The 15,275-nt window shown below is 71.4% G+C and carries 16 protein-coding genes and 1 pseudogene; 5 read left to right on the forward strand and 12 right to left on the reverse strand.

Annotation, left to right across the window (positions count from 1 at the left end; translation table 11 throughout):
- Positions 1-110 precede the first annotated feature (110 nt).
- Entirely contained in the window at positions 111-1,136 is a 1,026-nt protein-coding gene (locus tag A4R44_RS35375) for a bile acid:sodium symporter family protein (RefSeq protein ID WP_198545558.1), read from the reverse strand.
- Between the two features lie 100 nt (positions 1,137-1,236).
- Between A4R44_RS35375 and A4R44_RS35380 the strand changes: the two genes are divergently transcribed.
- A complete protein-coding gene (locus A4R44_RS35380) occupies positions 1,237-2,100 on the forward strand; it encodes a LysR substrate-binding domain-containing protein (RefSeq protein ID WP_067590622.1) in 864 nt (287 codons plus the stop codon).
- Here A4R44_RS35380 and shbA read toward each other — a convergent pair.
- Positions 2,077-3,174: an RNA polymerase sigma factor ShbA gene (gene shbA / locus A4R44_RS52765; protein ID WP_369806005.1), complete on the reverse strand. Its 1,098-nt coding sequence runs from the start codon at positions 3,172-3,174 to the stop codon at positions 2,077-2,079. The genes A4R44_RS35380 and shbA overlap by 24 nt on opposite strands.
- Before the next feature lie 489 nt (positions 3,175-3,663).
- On the opposite strand from shbA, the gene A4R44_RS35390 reads away from it, so the two are divergent.
- Entirely contained in the window at positions 3,664-3,933 is a 270-nt protein-coding gene (locus tag A4R44_RS35390; protein ID WP_037812602.1) for a WhiB family transcriptional regulator, read from the forward strand.
- Positions 3,934-4,165: 232 nt separating this feature from the next.
- On the opposite strand, the pseudogene A4R44_RS35395 reads toward A4R44_RS35390, so the two are convergent.
- The 5 genes and pseudogenes from A4R44_RS35395 to A4R44_RS35415 all read right to left on the reverse strand — a co-directional run.
- Positions 4,166-5,158, reverse strand: a pseudogene (locus A4R44_RS35395) (RNA polymerase subunit sigma-70); the annotation flags it as partial.
- Positions 5,159-5,542: 384 nt separating this feature from the next.
- A complete protein-coding gene (locus tag A4R44_RS35400) occupies positions 5,543-5,911 on the reverse strand; it encodes a hypothetical protein (RefSeq protein ID WP_067590628.1) in 369 nt (122 codons plus the stop codon).
- A gap of 192 nt (positions 5,912-6,103) precedes the next feature.
- Positions 6,104-7,309, reverse strand: coding sequence for an FAD-dependent monooxygenase (locus A4R44_RS35405; RefSeq protein WP_067590630.1), 1,206 nt, complete (start codon positions 7,307-7,309; stop codon positions 6,104-6,106).
- A 12-nt stretch (positions 7,310-7,321) separates the two neighbouring features.
- Positions 7,322-8,782, reverse strand: a complete 1,461-nt coding sequence (locus tag A4R44_RS35410; protein WP_067590635.1) for an MFS transporter — start codon at positions 8,780-8,782, stop codon at positions 7,322-7,324.
- A gap of 88 nt (positions 8,783-8,870) precedes the next feature.
- On the reverse strand, positions 8,871-9,356 hold the full coding sequence (locus A4R44_RS35415) for a MarR family winged helix-turn-helix transcriptional regulator (protein WP_232791919.1): 486 nt from the start codon (positions 9,354-9,356) through the stop codon (positions 8,871-8,873).
- 136 nt (positions 9,357-9,492) lie between these two features.
- Here A4R44_RS35415 and A4R44_RS35420 point away from each other — a divergent pair, with 136 nt between their 5' ends.
- Both A4R44_RS35420 and A4R44_RS35425 read left to right on the forward strand, forming a co-directional pair.
- Positions 9,493-10,236: an SDR family NAD(P)-dependent oxidoreductase gene (locus A4R44_RS35420; RefSeq protein WP_067590640.1), complete on the forward strand. Its 744-nt coding sequence runs from the start codon at positions 9,493-9,495 to the stop codon at positions 10,234-10,236.
- 158 nt (positions 10,237-10,394) lie between these two features.
- Complete coding sequence (locus tag A4R44_RS35425) at positions 10,395-11,621, forward strand: LCP family protein (RefSeq protein WP_067590641.1); 1,227 nt, start codon at positions 10,395-10,397, stop codon at positions 11,619-11,621.
- Here A4R44_RS35425 and A4R44_RS35430 read toward each other — a convergent pair.
- From A4R44_RS35430 to A4R44_RS35440, 4 genes are read right to left on the reverse strand one after another with little or no spacing between them, the layout of a single operon-like run.
- Positions 11,618-12,970, reverse strand: a complete 1,353-nt coding sequence (locus A4R44_RS35430; RefSeq protein WP_067590642.1) for a sensor histidine kinase KdpD — start codon at positions 12,968-12,970, stop codon at positions 11,618-11,620. The two genes, A4R44_RS35425 and A4R44_RS35430, sit on opposite strands and share 4 nt — an antisense overlap.
- Complete coding sequence (locus tag A4R44_RS35435) at positions 12,967-13,647, reverse strand: response regulator transcription factor (protein ID WP_067590644.1); 681 nt, start codon at positions 13,645-13,647, stop codon at positions 12,967-12,969. Before A4R44_RS35435 ends, A4R44_RS35430 begins: the two co-directional genes overlap by 4 nt.
- A gap of 50 nt (positions 13,648-13,697) precedes the next feature.
- Positions 13,698-13,871 (reverse strand): hypothetical protein, encoded by a 174-nt coding sequence (locus A4R44_RS49505; protein ID WP_167545325.1) that lies wholly within the window; start codon positions 13,869-13,871, stop codon positions 13,698-13,700.
- The gene (locus A4R44_RS35440) at positions 13,868-14,206 is read right to left on the reverse strand and encodes a hypothetical protein (RefSeq protein WP_232791920.1); all 339 of its coding nucleotides are present in this window, start codon (positions 14,204-14,206) and stop codon (positions 13,868-13,870) included. Before A4R44_RS35440 ends, A4R44_RS49505 begins: the two co-directional genes overlap by 4 nt.
- 237 nt (positions 14,207-14,443) lie before the next feature.
- On the opposite strand from A4R44_RS35440, the gene A4R44_RS35445 reads away from it, so the two are divergent.
- Complete coding sequence (locus A4R44_RS35445) at positions 14,444-14,815, forward strand: helix-turn-helix domain-containing protein (RefSeq protein ID WP_067590647.1); 372 nt, start codon at positions 14,444-14,446, stop codon at positions 14,813-14,815.
- A 31-nt stretch (positions 14,816-14,846) separates the two neighbouring features.
- Here the strand turns inward: A4R44_RS35445 and A4R44_RS51150 are convergent.
- Positions 14,847-15,275: IclR family transcriptional regulator C-terminal domain-containing protein (locus A4R44_RS51150; protein WP_304456052.1), on the reverse strand; the 429-nt coding region annotated here is incomplete at its 5' end.

The following is a 15,275-nucleotide window of genomic DNA, read 5'->3' on the forward strand; positions in this document are numbered from 1 at the left end:
CCAGGCCCGCAGCGGGCTGGCCGCGCCCCGCCCGGCGTTCCCGTCGGACGGGGCGGAACGGGGTCCGGCGGGCGTTCCCGCCGGACGCGGCAGAACGGGCCCGGCAGGCGTCAGCCGACCGCCGCCAGTTCCCCCTGCTCCGCCGCGGCCGCCTGCCGGGCGTAGCGGCGCGCCATCGCCGCGCACACGATCAGCTGGATCTGGTGGAACAGCATCAGCGGCAGCACGATCAGCCCGACCTCGGCGTGCCCGAACAGCACCGTCGCCATCGGCAGGCCGCTCGCGAGGCTCTTCTTCGAACCGCAGAACATGATCGTGATCCGGTCCGCGCGGGCGAATCCGAGCAGCCGCGCGCCGCCGCTGGTCGCGCCGAGCACCGCCGCCAGCAGGACGCAGCAGACCGCGACGAGCGCCAGCAGCGGGCCCACGTCCAGCTGGTGCCAGATGCCCTCGGTCATGCCCTCGCTGAACGCGGTGTAGACCACCAGCAGGATCGAACCGCGGTCGACGATCTTGAGCGGCGCGGAATGCCGCCGCACCCACTCGCCGATCCAGCGGCGCGCCAGCTGCCCGGCGACGAACGGCACCAGCAGCTGCGCCACGATGTCCAGTACGGCCGAACCGCTCACGCCCGGGCCGTCGGTGGCCAGCAGCAGCGCGACGAGCAGCGGCGTCAGCACGATGCCGAGCAGGTTGGACAGCGACGCGCCGCAGATCGCGGCCGCGACGTTGCCCTTGGCGATCGAGGTGAACGCGATCGACGACTGGACGGTCGAGGGCAGCAGGCAGAGGAACAGCACGCCGGTGTACAGCGGCGAGGTCAGCAGCCCGGGGGAGAGGAACGACGCGGCGAGCCCCAGCAGCGGGAAAAGCACGAACGTGGCGCAGAGCACGGTGACGTGCAACCGCCAGTGCCGCATCCCGTCGACCGCTTCCTGACTGGAAAGCCTTGCGCCGTAAAGGAAGAAGAGCAATCCGACCGCGATCTTGGTCAGCCCGCCGAACCCGGTCGCGACCGCGCCGGAAGCCGGCAGCAGCGAGGCGATGCCTACGGTGACGAGGATCAGGGCGATGAACGGGTCGATCCGCAGCTTGGCGAGCAAGGCCGAGACAGGGCGGGCGAACGAAGCGAGCACGGTGGATCTCCTTTCCCGGTCATTCTCCCGTCGCCCGCGGTCATTCGGAACCCCGATGACCGTACTGACTGTCATTGTGAATTCCGATAAGATGTGACGCATGCTGGATCCGCGGTTGTGCCGTTCTTTCCTCGCTGTGGCCGAAACTCGCAGCTTCACGGCGGCAGCGAGGCGCTTGGGTGTGGGGCAGCCCACCGTCAGCCAGCACATCCGGCGGCTTGAGTCCGAGGCGGGCGGGTTGCTGTTCGCCCGGGACACGCACGCGGTCGGCCTGACCGCGCGCGGGCAGGCGATGCTCGGGTTCGCGCAGACCATTGTGGACACCGAGGACCGCGCGGCCCGGCATTTCCGCGGCACGCAGGTGCGCGGCCGGGTCCGGTTCGGGGTGTCCGAGGACTTCGCGCTCGGCGAGCTGCCGGAAATTCTGCGGCGGCTGCGGGAAAGCCATCCGCTGGTGGACGTCGAACTGCACGTGGAACTGTCCGATGTGCTCGCCCGCCGGATCGCCGAGGGCCGGCTCGACCTGGTGCTCGGCAAACGCCGCCCGGGCGCGCCCGGCCCGGGACGGCTGCTGCGCCGCGAACCCCTGGTGTGGATCGGCTCGGCGGCGACGGACCGCACGCCCGGCCATCCGGTGCCGCTGGTGCAGTACCCGATGCCGTCGGTCACCCGGCAGCTGGCGGTGGAAGCGCTGGAACGCGCCGGGCTGGAATGGCGGGCGGCCTGCCAGACTTCGAGCCTGACCGGCCTGCGCGCGGCGGCGGCCGCGGGACTCGGGATCACGGTGCACGCGCGGAGCCTGGTGCCCTCCGATCTGGTCGAATTGCCTGCCGAGCTCGGTCTTCCGGACCCGGGTGACGTCGACTTCATCCTGCTGTCGCGAGACGGCGGCGAGGGCCCGGTGGCGGCGCTGGCGGAGTTCGTGGTGGCGCGGATCGGGTCAGCGACGTCGTTCGAGGGCTGAGCGGAGCCGCAGCAGCGCGCGGTGTTGCGCCACCCGTACCGCGCCCGGTGTGGAGCTGACCGCTTCGGCCGCTTCGTCGGCGGAGAGTCCGACTACGATGCGCAGCAGCACAATCTCCCGCTGTCGCTCCGGCAACAACTCCAGCAGCCGGGCCAGCTGCCGGTTCAGCTCCGCGCGCAGCGCCCGTTCCTCCGGCCCGTCGGCCAGGTCGACCGCCTCCGGCACCTCGGCCACCGCCTCGGTCCGGTTGCGCGCGTGCGCCCGATGCGCGTCAGCCACCTTGTGCTGCGCGATCCCGTAGACGAAAGCGAGAAACGGCCGCCCCTGATGCCGGTAACCGGGCAGCGCGGTCAGCAATGCCAGGCAGGCTTCCTGCGCCACATCGTCCGCGGAGGAATATGCGTCGGCGCCGCCCAGCCGGGCCCGGCAGTAGCGCACGATCAGCGGCTGGACCGCGGCGAGCAGGTCCTGCGCCGCGTCCGGATCGCCCTCGACTGCCGCGCGCACCGGGCCGTCGAAGCCGAAGCGTCCTGCCTGGACCCGTGGCGCGGCCAAGGCGGTCGCCTCGGTTTTCACCCGGGTCAACGCTTCTTCGACGTCGAGCGCCGAGCGCAGCGCGCTGACCAGTGCGCCCTCGGCTTCGCGCAGTGCGGTCATCAGGGCCTCCTCGCGCCCGGCCAGGCCGAGCCGATGTTTCAGCCGTTCCCGTGCATGCCGCAGATTCGAGCGGACTGTGGTGCCCGCCATGCCGAGCGCCGAAGCGATCGCGGCGGGCGAGAACCCGTCGAGCGACCAGGTCAGCACCGTGCGCTGGGTTTCCGGCAGCGTCGCCAGCAGTTCGACCCCTCGCGCGTTCCGCTCGACGACCGAGGTCAGCCGGTCGCCGGGGGGATCCGCGGACGGGTCGCCGCCGTCGAACCAGGTCTGCTCGGCGGCGAGCCGGACAGCGGTCAGCCGCACCGCCACGCGCGGGTCGCCCGGCGGCGGCCACGTCCCGGTTTCCTGGACGAAGGCTTCCACCGCGACCTCGCGCGCGGTGCCCGGGCCGAGCCCGCCCGCGCACAGGAATGCCACGAGACGAGGGAAATCGCCCCGGAAAAAGCCGTCGAACCCCGCCACGCGCACCCCCTCCCGATCCCGCACTTGTCGAACAGGTGCGGTGACGCGCCCGTAGGATGTAACGATCCGATCACGGAAATGTGGTTAACTCCGGGACAGACGGGTACCTGGACCGGACGGGCGGCTCGTCCTCGGCTGCGACGGAAGGGGGAAATGGTGCGCGGAAAAGGAAAACCCGGACTCTCCGGGCCCGGAGACTCCGGCTCGGGAGCCGTAGCACGTCCGGCGGCAACCGCGTCCGCGATGTGAGCTGAATCGAAATTTCGCGCGCGGGCGGTGATCGGTGGTAACTTGGAAAGCCGGTCGTCCGCCGGGTCCTTCGCGGCCCGGAGCGGTTCGGCCGAAAAGCCCACCGAACATCCTCCGAAGGCATGGCGTGCCCGTGCGCGCGGAGAAGTCGGTTGACCACGGTTCGACAATGAGGACAGGAGGTGAAAAGCAACAATGGAACTCACGGCCACCAGCTGGCTCGCCCGCGCGGCGTGCCAGGACGAGGACCCGGAACTGTTCTTCCCGATTTCCGACATGGGTCCGGGGGCGCAGCAGGTCGCGAAGGCCAAGGCGGTCTGCGCGCGATGCCCGGTCCGCGCGGAATGCCTTTCCTATGCTCTCGACAACGGTCTCGGCAACGGGATCTTCGGGGGAACCACCGAGCTGGAGCGCCGGAAGCTGGTGCGAACCGGCTCCGCCGCCGCACGGCATCGAGTCGCCTGACCGCGTGCCGGTGACCATTTCCCGGCGGCGAGGGCGCTAGCAGTTTCCCCACCACGACCGGTCGCAAAGCCCGGAACCCGGTGGTTGCGCCCGGGCGGCGATCGCAGTACAGGCGATCGCCGCCCGGGCGTTGTTGCTGATCCGACCGGAAGCAGGCGGACCCGGTCCGCCGCCGATCTGCTCGGGCGAGCGGTTTCCGCCGTGGCGGTAAACCGGATCAGCCATCATCGGCTCAGTATTCGTCGAATGTTTCGGGGAGCCCGTACGGCGCCAGTGCCGCCGTTTCGAACGCGGCCATCGCCGTGACCAGTCCATTTCGCACGGTGAGGACGCAGACGCCGAAAGCGCGATAAACCGGTTCGCCGGGCCGGCGCAGATAACTCGCGACCGCGGGCTGCCGGTTCGCGCGCACCGGCACCATCCGGAAACTGCCCCGGTAGTACGGCGATCGCGGATCGAAGCCCGGTCCGAGCGCGCCGAGAATCCGATCGCGACTGTCGAACCACAACGAGTACGGCGGCATCACCGCACGCGCGTCCTCGCTCAGCACAGCGGCCACTGCCTGCACGTCTGCCGATTCGTAGGCAGCGATGAACTTCCGCAGCAGCGCCGTTTCCTCGGCGGTCGTGCTGTCCGGCGCGGACCATTCGGCGCGCCGTGCGGGCAGCTTGGCGCGCAGAGTCTCCCTGCCCCGCTGCAGCGCGCTGTTCGCCGAGGCCACCGAAGTGTCCAGCAGTTCGGCAGTGTCCTTTGCGGACCAATCGAGCACGTCGCGCAAGATCAGCGCGGCGCGTTGGCGCGGCGGGAGCAACTGGATGGTGGCGAGGAACGCCAGTTCGACGGTTTCCCGTTCGACGACCGCGGCGGCGGTGTCGTCCGGCGCCGCGGGGTCGAGCAGCAGATCGGGGAAAGGGCCGAGCCACGGCACGTCGAGCGCGGAGATCTCGCCCGCCGGGTCGGCCGCCGGACCCAGTTCGTCCGGCAGTGCCCGCCGCGGCCGCCGGGCGAGCGCGTCGAGGCAGACGTTCGTGGCGATCCGGTACAGCCACGTCCGCACGCTCGCCCGCCCGGCGAAGCCCCGGCGGCCTTTCCAGGCCCGGAGGAATGCCTCCTGCGTGAGGTCCTCCGCCTCCTCGAACGAACCGCTCATCCGGTAGCAGTGCACGCGGATCTCGCGCCGGTGCCGTTCGATCAGGGCGCCGAACTCCTCGTCGCTGGTCACCCGGGCAACGGTAGCTCGTGAGTGCCTGTGCTAACCGGCACAGGCCGTTCCAGCACGTCGATGTCCTGCGCGAGCCGGCCACGAACGGCCAGGAAAGTTCGCCCCAGAGCGGGACGGTCGCGGTCATCGCGAGCAGTTCGGTGGTGACGGCCCAGGTGCGGGACGACTGGCTGCCGCCCAGCTCGGACACGATCCGCGGCAGCGCGTTCGCGACCACAGTGGATGCGAAAATGCCCACCATCAGGCCGGACATCGCCTTGCCGCACTTGCCGGTGGCTCGTCGCCGGGGAAGGCGCGGCGGACAGGGACAGTCCTTTCCGGACTCGGGCGGGAGAAGGATGCGAACGGCGCGGGGTTCGGCGGCGGATCCCCGCGCGAGGGATCCGGTCAGCGCGGGTCGGGCGGCCCGGCGGCGGTCTCGTCGAGGATCGCGGGCGGCGGACGCGCGCCGTCGAGCGCGGACCAGCGGCTGAGCGGGGAGGTGAGGACTCCGGTCAGCAGCGCGAGCGCCCGCCCGGGGAACAGGTGCTGATCCGGGCGATGGCCTCGATCATCGGCCGGTGGGACTGGGAGCCGAGCACGGTCGCCCGGCTGGGCGGCACCGGTTCGTCGCTGATGATGCGCGGCCGGGCGAGCCATTCGGCGCGGTCCAGTGGCGAAGAACCGGGCGATCGCCTGCGCGGCTCGCTCCGCGTACGCGAGCAGCACCGCGTCCTCCTTGGCGGCGAAGCAGTTGAAGAACATGAACACGGACACGCCTGCCCCGGAGATGTCGTCGACGGTGACCTGGTCCAGACCGCATTTCTCGATCAGCCGAAGCGCCGCGAGGGCGATGGTGCGGTGGGTTTCGAGGTCCTTGCGCTCGCGAAGCCCGGGAGGGGGGCGCCGGATCGGCGTAGCGAGATCCTGCAGAGTCTGCGAAGTTGCAGTTCGTGAATCAGGGTCCGCTCAGTGCGTGGCCGGCCGGGCGTCGGGATAGCCGGGGAGATCGACGGCGTCTGCCGGCGGGTTGGCGAACCGCGCCGTGACGCGGCTGACCCTGGGGTGCGCGGCGAGGCGGGCGGCGGTGGTGAGGAGCCGGATGCCGGTGCGGGTTTTCGGGGAGGCCAGCCGCGGCGCGAGCCACGAGACGTTCTGGGCTTGGGCGACGTAGGGCCGCATGATGGTTTCGTAGGAACGGAAAGCCTCGCGGTGGCCGGGGTGCCGGCTGAGTTCGCCGGCGAGGACGTAAGCGCCGGCGAGGGCGAGGCTGGTGCCCATGCCGCTGAGCGGGGAGGCGCAGTAGGCGGCGTCGCCGACAGCGGCGATCCGGCCGCGAGACCAGCGCCGCAGGCGCATTTGCCCGACGGATTCGAAGTAGAAGTCCGGCGCGTCGCCCATCGCCTCCAGCACGCGTGGTGTTTCCCAGCCGGCGTCGGCGTAGTGGCGGCGCAGGAAGTCTTGCTGTGCCGGGGCTCGCAGGCGGTCGAGCCCCGGCTCTGGGTGCAGGAAGGACAGGGTGGCGCGGGTGGTGCCCTGATTGTCGGGGCGCAGGAGGACGACGCGGCGGCCGGGGACGTTGTGCCAGCGGGCCCAGCGGGCGTCGGATCCGGTGCGGGGAATGGTGAAGTAGGCGGTGTACAGGCCGAACGAGCGGGTGCTGGCGAGGTCGGCGAAGACGAGGTCCCGGGTGCGCGAGCGGAAACCGTCGGCGAGGACGACGAGGTCGAATCGCTGATCGGGTCCGGTGCGGAAGGTGACGTCCACGCCGTCGCCGGTGTCGGTCAGGCCGGTGATCTCGTCGCCGAAGACGTACCGGGTGTCCTCGCGCGTGTGCTGGTGGAGCAGGTCGGCGAGTTCGCCGCGCAGGAGTTCCAGTTCGGTGACGAACCCGTCGCCGTCGAGGGCGTCGCTGGCGAAGGACGCGCGGACCCGGTCACGGTCGTCGACGAAACGCAGGCCCTCCTCGTGCGTGACGCGGTCGCGGGCGGCTTGTTCGAGGCCCATGCGTTCGATGACGGTGCGGCCGGCGCCGCGCAGGTCGACGGTCTGCCCGCCGAGACGGAGTTCCGGCGCGCGCTCGATCACGGTCGCGGTCATGCCGTGCCGGTGGAGCCAGTAGGCCAGGGCGGGTCCGGCGATGCTGGCGCCGGAGATCAAAACGGTGCGGGACAAGGGATCCTCCCCCTAAGAAGTGGTGCGGGAGGCCGGCGCGGCGCTCTCCGGGGTGGTGGTTTCGCCGGGGCGGGCGCGGCGGGGGAACAGCGGTGAGATGAGCAGGAACAGCGCGATGACGATCCCCTGGACCACGAGGGCGTCGCGGAAGCTTTCGGTGACCTGGCCGGCGAGCGCGCCGGCGAAGAACACAGTGCTGAACACCGCGACGCCGACCGAGCCGCCGATCGACTGGACCGCGGACAGGACGCCGGAGGCGGAACCGACCTCGTCGTCATCGACGGCGCCGAGCACGGTGTTGAACACCGCGGCGATCACGATGCCCGCGCCGATGCCGGCGACGGCGCTGCCGGGCACGATCTGCCAGAACGTGAAACCGGCGGCGTCGTCGAGGGACAGCCACAGCCAGGCGGTCCCGGCGAGCTGGACCACGGCCCCGGCCCGCAGCACCCCGCGGCCGAGTTTTGCGGCGAGCAGCCCGCCGCTGATGGTGCCGCCGACCGCGGTGCCCAGTGCGACCGGGAGGTTGCCCAGCCCGGCCTGCCCGGCGGTGAAGCCGTGTCCGAGCTGCAGGAAGAACGTCAGCGTCAGCTGCGTGCCGATCAGCCCGCCGAAGAACAGCGCGACCGCGGCCAGCCCGGCAGTGAACGCGGACTTGCCGAACAGGCTCGGGGTGACCAGCGGGGCCCGGCCCCGGCGCACGGTGCGGCGTTGCCACAGCGCGAATCCCGTGTAGCCGATCGCCGCGGCGCCCAGCGACAGCCACGTCCACAGCGGCCACCCCGAGGTCTGCCCCTCGTTGAGCGGGAGGACCAGCAAAGCCGAGGCCGCGGCGACGAGAACGGCTCCGGCGACGTCCACGCGCAGTGTCCGGATTCCGTCGCCGCGGGGCACCAGCCGCCAGGCGAGCGCCGCCGCGGCGAGGCCGACCGGAACGTTGACCAGGAATACCAGCCGCCAGCCGAGGCCGGACAGGTCCCAGTCGATCAGGGCGCCGCCCAGCACCGGGCCGAGCACGCCGCCGAGGCCGAGCACCGGACCGAACACGGCAAGAGCCTTCGTGAGCTGCCGGGGAGTGAGGTTGTCGCGCAGGATGCCGAGGCCCTGGGGCAGCATCATCGCCCCGGCCGCGCCCTGGATCAGCCGGAAGGCGATCAGCAGGCCGATGTCCGGGGCGAGCGCGCACAGCAGCGACGCGAGGGTGAAGGCGGCGAGCCCGGACAGGAACACGGGACGGCGGCCGTAGCGGTCGCCGAGCCGCCCGCCCAGCACGAGGCCCGCGCCGAGCGTCAGCGCGTAGCCGCCGATGACCCACTGCAGCCCGGCCGGACTCGTCCCCAGTGACCGCTCCAGCGACGGCCCCGCCACGGTGACGATCGTCGAGTCGAGCAAATCCATCAGCTCGACCACGAGCACGGCGGCCAGCAGCCATCCCGTCGCTCGCGGCGAGGTCTTCTTTTCGGGTAGGGACATGGTTCGCTCCGAATTCTGGCGCTCGTTTTCCGGGCGCGTTCGTGTACCGGGCGGAACGAATGCGCGCCCGGCGGGGAGGTGCGGGCGGTCAGCCCTGGGGGAAGGAGTCCGCGGTGTCGGTGTAGATCCGCACGACACCCGCCAGGAACGACGTGACGACGTCCCGGTCGCCGGGGCCCAGCGCCTCGACCAGGTCCGCCACGCCGCGCAGCAGCGGCTGCAGGTGGCCGAAGAGCCGGTCCATCGATTCCCCGACCGGCTCGACCAGCACCTTGCGGCGATCGGTGGCGTGCGGGCGGCGGACGACGTGCCCGGCCTTTTCGAGCCGGTCCACGATGTGGGTGCTCGCCGCGGTCGAGACCCGCAGCCGGTCCGCGAGGTCCTTCGCCGTCAGCGGGCCGTCGGTGGCGAGGTGCTCCAGCGCCGCCAGGTCCGTGCCGTTGATCCCCAGCGCCCCGCTCAGGCGTTGTTCGATGACCCGCGTCAGGGTTCCCACCTCTTGCAGGCGCTCCATCGCCGCGTTGCCGGCACCCGGGGATTCGGTTCGCCGCGAGCCGCGGGCTGAGGAGGTCATGACAAGAAGACTACTAGATAAGTAACTAACCAAGTTAGTGAAATAGTGTGACGAGCAGCACCGGGCCGAAACCCGTCGAGCGCGGAGTTCCGGGCCGGCCGCGGCATCGAGGGCAAAGCTGGCAGACTCACCGACCGTGAGCGGAACGGTGCTGGTACTGGGCGGGCGCAGCGAAATCGGGACAGCGGTGGCCGTCCGGCTGGCGCGCGGGGGAGCGAAGCGGTTCGTGCTCGCCGCGAGGCCGGGCGCGGATCTCAGCGAGCAGACAGCCGCCCTGCGCGAAGCGGGCGCGGAGACTGTCGCGACCGAAGACTTCGACGCCGACGACCTCTCCGCGCATCGCCCGCTGCTCGATCGCGTCCTCGAAGAGCACGGGCCGCTCGAAACCGTCGTGCTGGCGTTCGGCATTCTCGGCGACCAAGCCCGCGCGGAGGCCGACGCCGCGCACGCGACCGCGATCGTGCACACCGATTACGTCGCTCAGGTGTCAGTGCTCACTCACGCGGCGGAACTGTTGCGTGCTCAGGGTTCCGGGAACCTGGTCGTCTTCTCGTCGGTCGCCGGGATTCGCGTGCGGCGGGCGAACTATGTGTACGGCTCGGCGAAAGCGGGCCTCGACGGGTTTGCCTCGGGACTGTCCGACGCGCTGCACGGCACCGGCGTCCATCTGCTGCTCGTGCGCCCGGGCTTCGTGATCGGCCGGATGACCGAAGGAATGTCTCCCGCGCCGTTCTCCAGCACCGCCGATCAGGTGGCCGGCGCGGCGGTGGCCGCGTTGCGCCGCCGCCGGGAAGTCGTGTGGGTGCCGGGCGTGTTGCGCTTGGTGTTCGCGGCGACGCGGTTCGTGCCGCGCGCGGTGTGGCGGCGGATGCCGCGCTGAACTCCCTGTGCCCGAAGGGATACCGGCTGTTGCCGCGCGCTCGGCCGAACGGGCAGCATCACATCTTCGCGACAGGTTTCTCAGGCTATTCCCAGCTAACGCGGTGATCCTCGAACGCGGGGGTCGAGATCCGTCCCCGGGGAAGCGAGGAGCCGGCCGTGCTGATCACGTCCCGGGGCCGCCGGATCGGCGGCCGTGCGGTGCTGGGGGTGGTGTCCACCCTGGTGCTGGGCGTCACCGGATTCGCATGGTCGCAACTGCACCGCCTGGACACCGGCCTCGTCACCGCCGACGTCATCGCGCCCTCGGCGCAGGTGCCCGACATTCCGGCCGGGGAACCGCTCGCCGTCGCGCAGAACATCTTGCTGGTAGGTCTCGATTCCCGCACCAAACCGGACGGGACGCCGCTGCCGCAGAACGTGCTCGACGCGCTGCACGCGGGCGGGGGAGACGACGGCGGCAACACCACCGACACGATGATCGTGGTGCACGTCCCGGTCGGCGGGGCGGCCGCCACCGCGATCTCGATCCCCCGGGATTCCTATGTGGACATTCCGGGGTACGGCAAGCACAAGATCAATTCGGCGTACAGCCGGGCGCGCGCCGACCAGCGGGGAAAGCTTGCGCAGCAAGGAATGAGCGGCCCGGAGCTGGAAGTGGCCGCGGACGCGGCCGGGGCCAAGTCGGCGATCGCCGCGGTGCAGAAGCTCACCGGGCTCACCGTCAACCATTACGCCGCGGTCAATCTCTCCGGATTCGCCGCGCTGAGCCAGGCGGTCGGCGGAGTGCGGGTGTGCCTGAAGGCCCCGGTGCACGATTCCTTCTCCGGAGCGGATTTCCCCGCTGGGACGCAGACCGTCTCGGGGACCCGGGCGCTCGCCTTCGTCCGGCAGCGGCACGGCCTGCCCAACGGCGATCTGGACCGGATCGCGCGGCAGCAGGCGTTCATGTCGGCGATGGCGGAAACCGTCCTCGGCTCCGGCACCTTCACCGATCCGGCGCGGCTTTCGTCCCTTGTAGACGCTTTGGCGGGTTCGGTCACCCTCGATCACGGCTGGAACCTGCTGAGCTTCGCCCAGCAGCTGCACGGACTCAGCTCGGGCGCGATCGCGTTCGGCACGATCCCGGTGCAGAGCCTGTCGCTGGCCACCCCGTCCGACGGGGACGCGGTGAAGGTGGATCCGGCGCAGGTGAAGGAATTCGTTCAGGCGCAGATCAGTTCGCCGGATGTTTCGGCCTCCGGGGGAACGCCCGGCTCGGGCACCGTCCACCCGTCGTCGAGCGGCGGCGTGGTGCGGCCGATCGCGGAGACCACGACGCCCACCCCTCCGGCGGGGACTCCGGCGCAGCCGAAGATGACGACTGCCAGCGGGTGCGTGAACTAGGCCAGCGGCAGCGCGATGGTGAAGGCGGCGCCGCCTTCGGGCGCCGGTCCGGCCGTCAGCGCCCCGCCCATCCGCCTCACCAGCCCGTGCGCCAGCGCCAGCCCGATGCCGGACCCGACCGGGCGGCTGTCGCGGTACCGGGCGTTGAGCACGCCGCGCTCGAAAGCCACTGGGTAGTCCTCCGGCGCGAGCCCCGGTCCGCCGTCCCGGACCGACAGGCGGGCGTGGCCGTCCGCGACCACCAGGGCGAACACCATCGGTGCACCCGGGGGTGTGACGCGCAGGGCGTTCTCCGCCAGCCCGTCCACGACCTGGCGCAGCCGCCGGGCGTCGGCGGTGACCATGGCGGTTCCCGGGGGAGACCGCACGGTCAGCGGAACATCCGAGCGGGCGCAGCGCAGCCGCCACACCTCCGCGCAGTCCCGGACCAGCGCGGCGAAGTCGAAAACGTCCAGGTCGAGCCGGAATTCGTCGGCGCCGAGGCGGGCTAGCTCCAGCAGATCCGACACGAGCCGTTCCAGGCGCTGGGCCTCGCGGTGGATCGTCTCGCCGGCGCGGCGGGCGTCCGGGCCTTCGGCGACTCCGTCGGCGATCGCCTCGGCGAAACCGGTCACCGCGGTCAACGGGGTGCGGAGTTCGTGCGACACCGACAACAGGAACTCTCGTTGCCGGGATTCGCTGCGGGCCAGCGCGTCGGCGAGTTCGTTCAGCGAGCCCGCCACCTGCGCGACCTCGGCAGGACCTTCGACCGGAACCCGGACGTCGCGTCGGCCCGCGCTGAGGCTGCCCGCGGCAGCGGCCGCACGGCGCAGGGGGCGGCCGAGCAAGCGACCGGAGACGTATCCGGCGATGGCGGCGACCAAGAGCCCGATGCCCAGTGCCAGAAGGATGTTGCGCAGCAACGCATGCTGCGTGGATTCGGCGCTGCGCACCGGCTGCACGAGCGCGAACGCGACTTGCGGGCCGACCGGGCGCACTTCCACGAGGTAGTCGACCTCGCCGATCGTGACCCGCGTCGAATGGTCCATTCCGGAGGTGAGCCCGGCCCGTTCCGCCGCGCGCACCGCGGTCGCCTGGCCGGAATTCTGGCCGCTGACCCGGTGCACGACGACCTCGATGCCCTGGCCCCGCACGACGGCGGCCACCTTGCCGATCGCGAGCCGGTTGCCGATGCCGGTGCCGTCGAGCTGCCCGGCGACGACGTCGGCCTGGTCCCGCAACGATTGCCGCAGCACCGAATCGGCGGTGCTGCGGACCAATCTGGACGCGACGAGCCCGGCCACGAGCACCGCGATCCCGGCGACCGCCAGGCAGACCACGGTGATCCGGAGCGCGAGCGTGGTTTTCATCCGGCGTCCGCCGCGTAACCGATCCCTCGGACTGTCCGAATCGGACTGTCTTCGCCGAGTTTTGCCCGCAGCTGCGCGACATGCACGTCCACCGTGCGGGTCCCGGCCGCGGCGGCGTAGCCCCACACCGCGCTGAGCAGCTGACCGCGCGAGAGCACCTGGCCGGGGTGGCGCAGCAGGTAAGCGAGCAGGTCGAACTCGGTGGAGGTGAGCGTGACCTCCGCCTGGCCTGCCCACGCGCGACGGCCGGGAACGTCGATGCGCACGCCGCCGCAAGCCAGTGTCGTGGCCGGACTGCCGGACGCGCGGCGCAGCACAGTCCGTACGCGGGCGGCGAGTTCACGGGGACTGAACGGTTTGGCCAGGTAGTCGTCCGCGCCGATTTCGAGGCCCAGCAAGCGATCCAGCTCGTCATCGCGAGCGGTCACGAACAGCACCGGCGTCCAGTCGCCCGCCGCGCGCAGTGCCCGGCAGATCTCGATACCGTCCATTCCGGACAGTCCGATGTCGAGCACCACGGCGACCGGCCGTGTCCGGCGGATCGCCGCGAGCGCCTTCGCGCCGTCCGGTTCGATCGCCACCCCGAACCCGTCGCGCCGCAGATACAGCGCGGCGAGCTCGGCGATCGCGGTCTCGTCCTCCACGACGAGGACGAGACCGCGGCCAGCTGACCCCATCCGGGCTCCCGTTCCTCCGGCCGGCTACGTCGGGGGAAACGGTACGCGCGTCACCGCTGCCCGTCGCCCGCCATATCGGACTGGATCGAGTCCAGCGTGGACTGGACGGTGCTCAGATCGCCGTCCGATGCCGCCCCCGACGACGGCGTCGAACTGTCGTCGCACGCCACGCAGCCGAGCCCGGCGACAGCGGCCGCGGCAGCGATCGCGATCAGCCGTTTCACTTCGGCGCCTGGCAGTGCGCCGCGGTGAACGCGTCGAGCTGCTTCGTCGCGTTCGCCAGCTCTCCGATCCGGCCCTGCCGCTTGTCCGCCCGCTTCTGCAGCCGGTCGGCCTGCGCCGTGTGCCCCTTCGTGCGGGCGTCGTTCGCGCGCGCCTTGAGATTCGCGACCGACCCGGAAACCTCCGGTCCGCCGTTGATCCGGTTGGTCAGGTTCTGGGCCTGTTTGCGCAGTTTCGGCACCCAGGCCGTGCACATCTGCTGCACCTCCTGCGGGCTCAGCGTGACCGGAGCCGGGGCCGGCGCCTGCGTGCCGGCGCTGGCGATCGGCGCGGCCACGAGCAGTCCGGCCGCGATCCCGCAGCCCGCCAGTGCCAGCCGCCNGCCCGGCCGCGACCCCGCACCCCGCCAGTGCCAGCCGCCTCGTTCCTCGCATCGTTCTCGTCCTCCCGTGTCGGTGTTCCGCGGACCACCGTCGCGCGCGGGTGTACGAGGGGTGTGGGACGAATGTTCGGGTTCGGTAAAGCCTGCTGACCGGGGGAGTGTTACTCTCTTGCGGAGAGTGAGGAGGCCGCCGTGCTCGGAAACCCGTACGACCGCGACTGCCCGACGCGCCAGCTGCTCGACCGCATCGGCGACCAGTGGACAGTGCTGATCGTCGGCGCACTGACCGACGGCCCGCTGCGGTTCACCGAGATCGGCAAGCGCGTCGACGGGATCTCGCAGAAGGTCCTGACGCAAACCCTGCGCAGCCTGGTCCGCGACGGCATCCTGATCCGCACCGCCTACCCGGTGATCCCGCCGAAGGTCGAGTACGAGCTGACCCAGCTGGGCCGCAACCTCGCCGAACCGCTGGACCTGCTGGACCGCTGGGCCCGCCGGAACATGGACCAGGTGACGGCGGCGCGAGCGGCTTACGACGCGGAGAACGCCGCCACCGCCTCGTGAGCGGCGATCGCGGTTCTCGCCGGGATCGCCCTCACGAGGGCTGCCGGAGCACGTTCGTCAACGCATGCGCCTCCTTGAGCAGCAATGCCCCCAGCTCACCCCGCCGCTCCTCCCGGAACCGCGACTCCACTCCCGTCAGCGTCAGTGCCCATGCCGGTTCCCCGCCCGGCGTGAACACCGCCGCCGCCATCCCCCAGCTCCCCTCGACCACCAGCCCGGGATTGGTCGAGTACCCGTCCTCCCGCGTCCGCGCGACCCGGGCCCGCACGTCTTCCGCCCGGTGCGCCGGACCCCACTCGGCCGTCAAGTCCACTGTGGACAGATAGTCCTCGACCTCCCGGTCCGGCAGCATCGACAGCACCACCAGCCCCGCCGACACCACGCCGAGCGGGAACCGGGCGCCCTCGTACAGCACGAACGACCGGATCGGGAAGTCGCCGTCCTCGCGCAGCAGGCAGAC

Origin of the sequence: Amycolatopsis sp. M39 (assembly GCF_001651785.1) — a bacterium.
Taxonomy (GTDB): Bacteria; Actinomycetota; Actinomycetes; order Mycobacteriales; family Pseudonocardiaceae; genus Amycolatopsis; species Amycolatopsis rubida.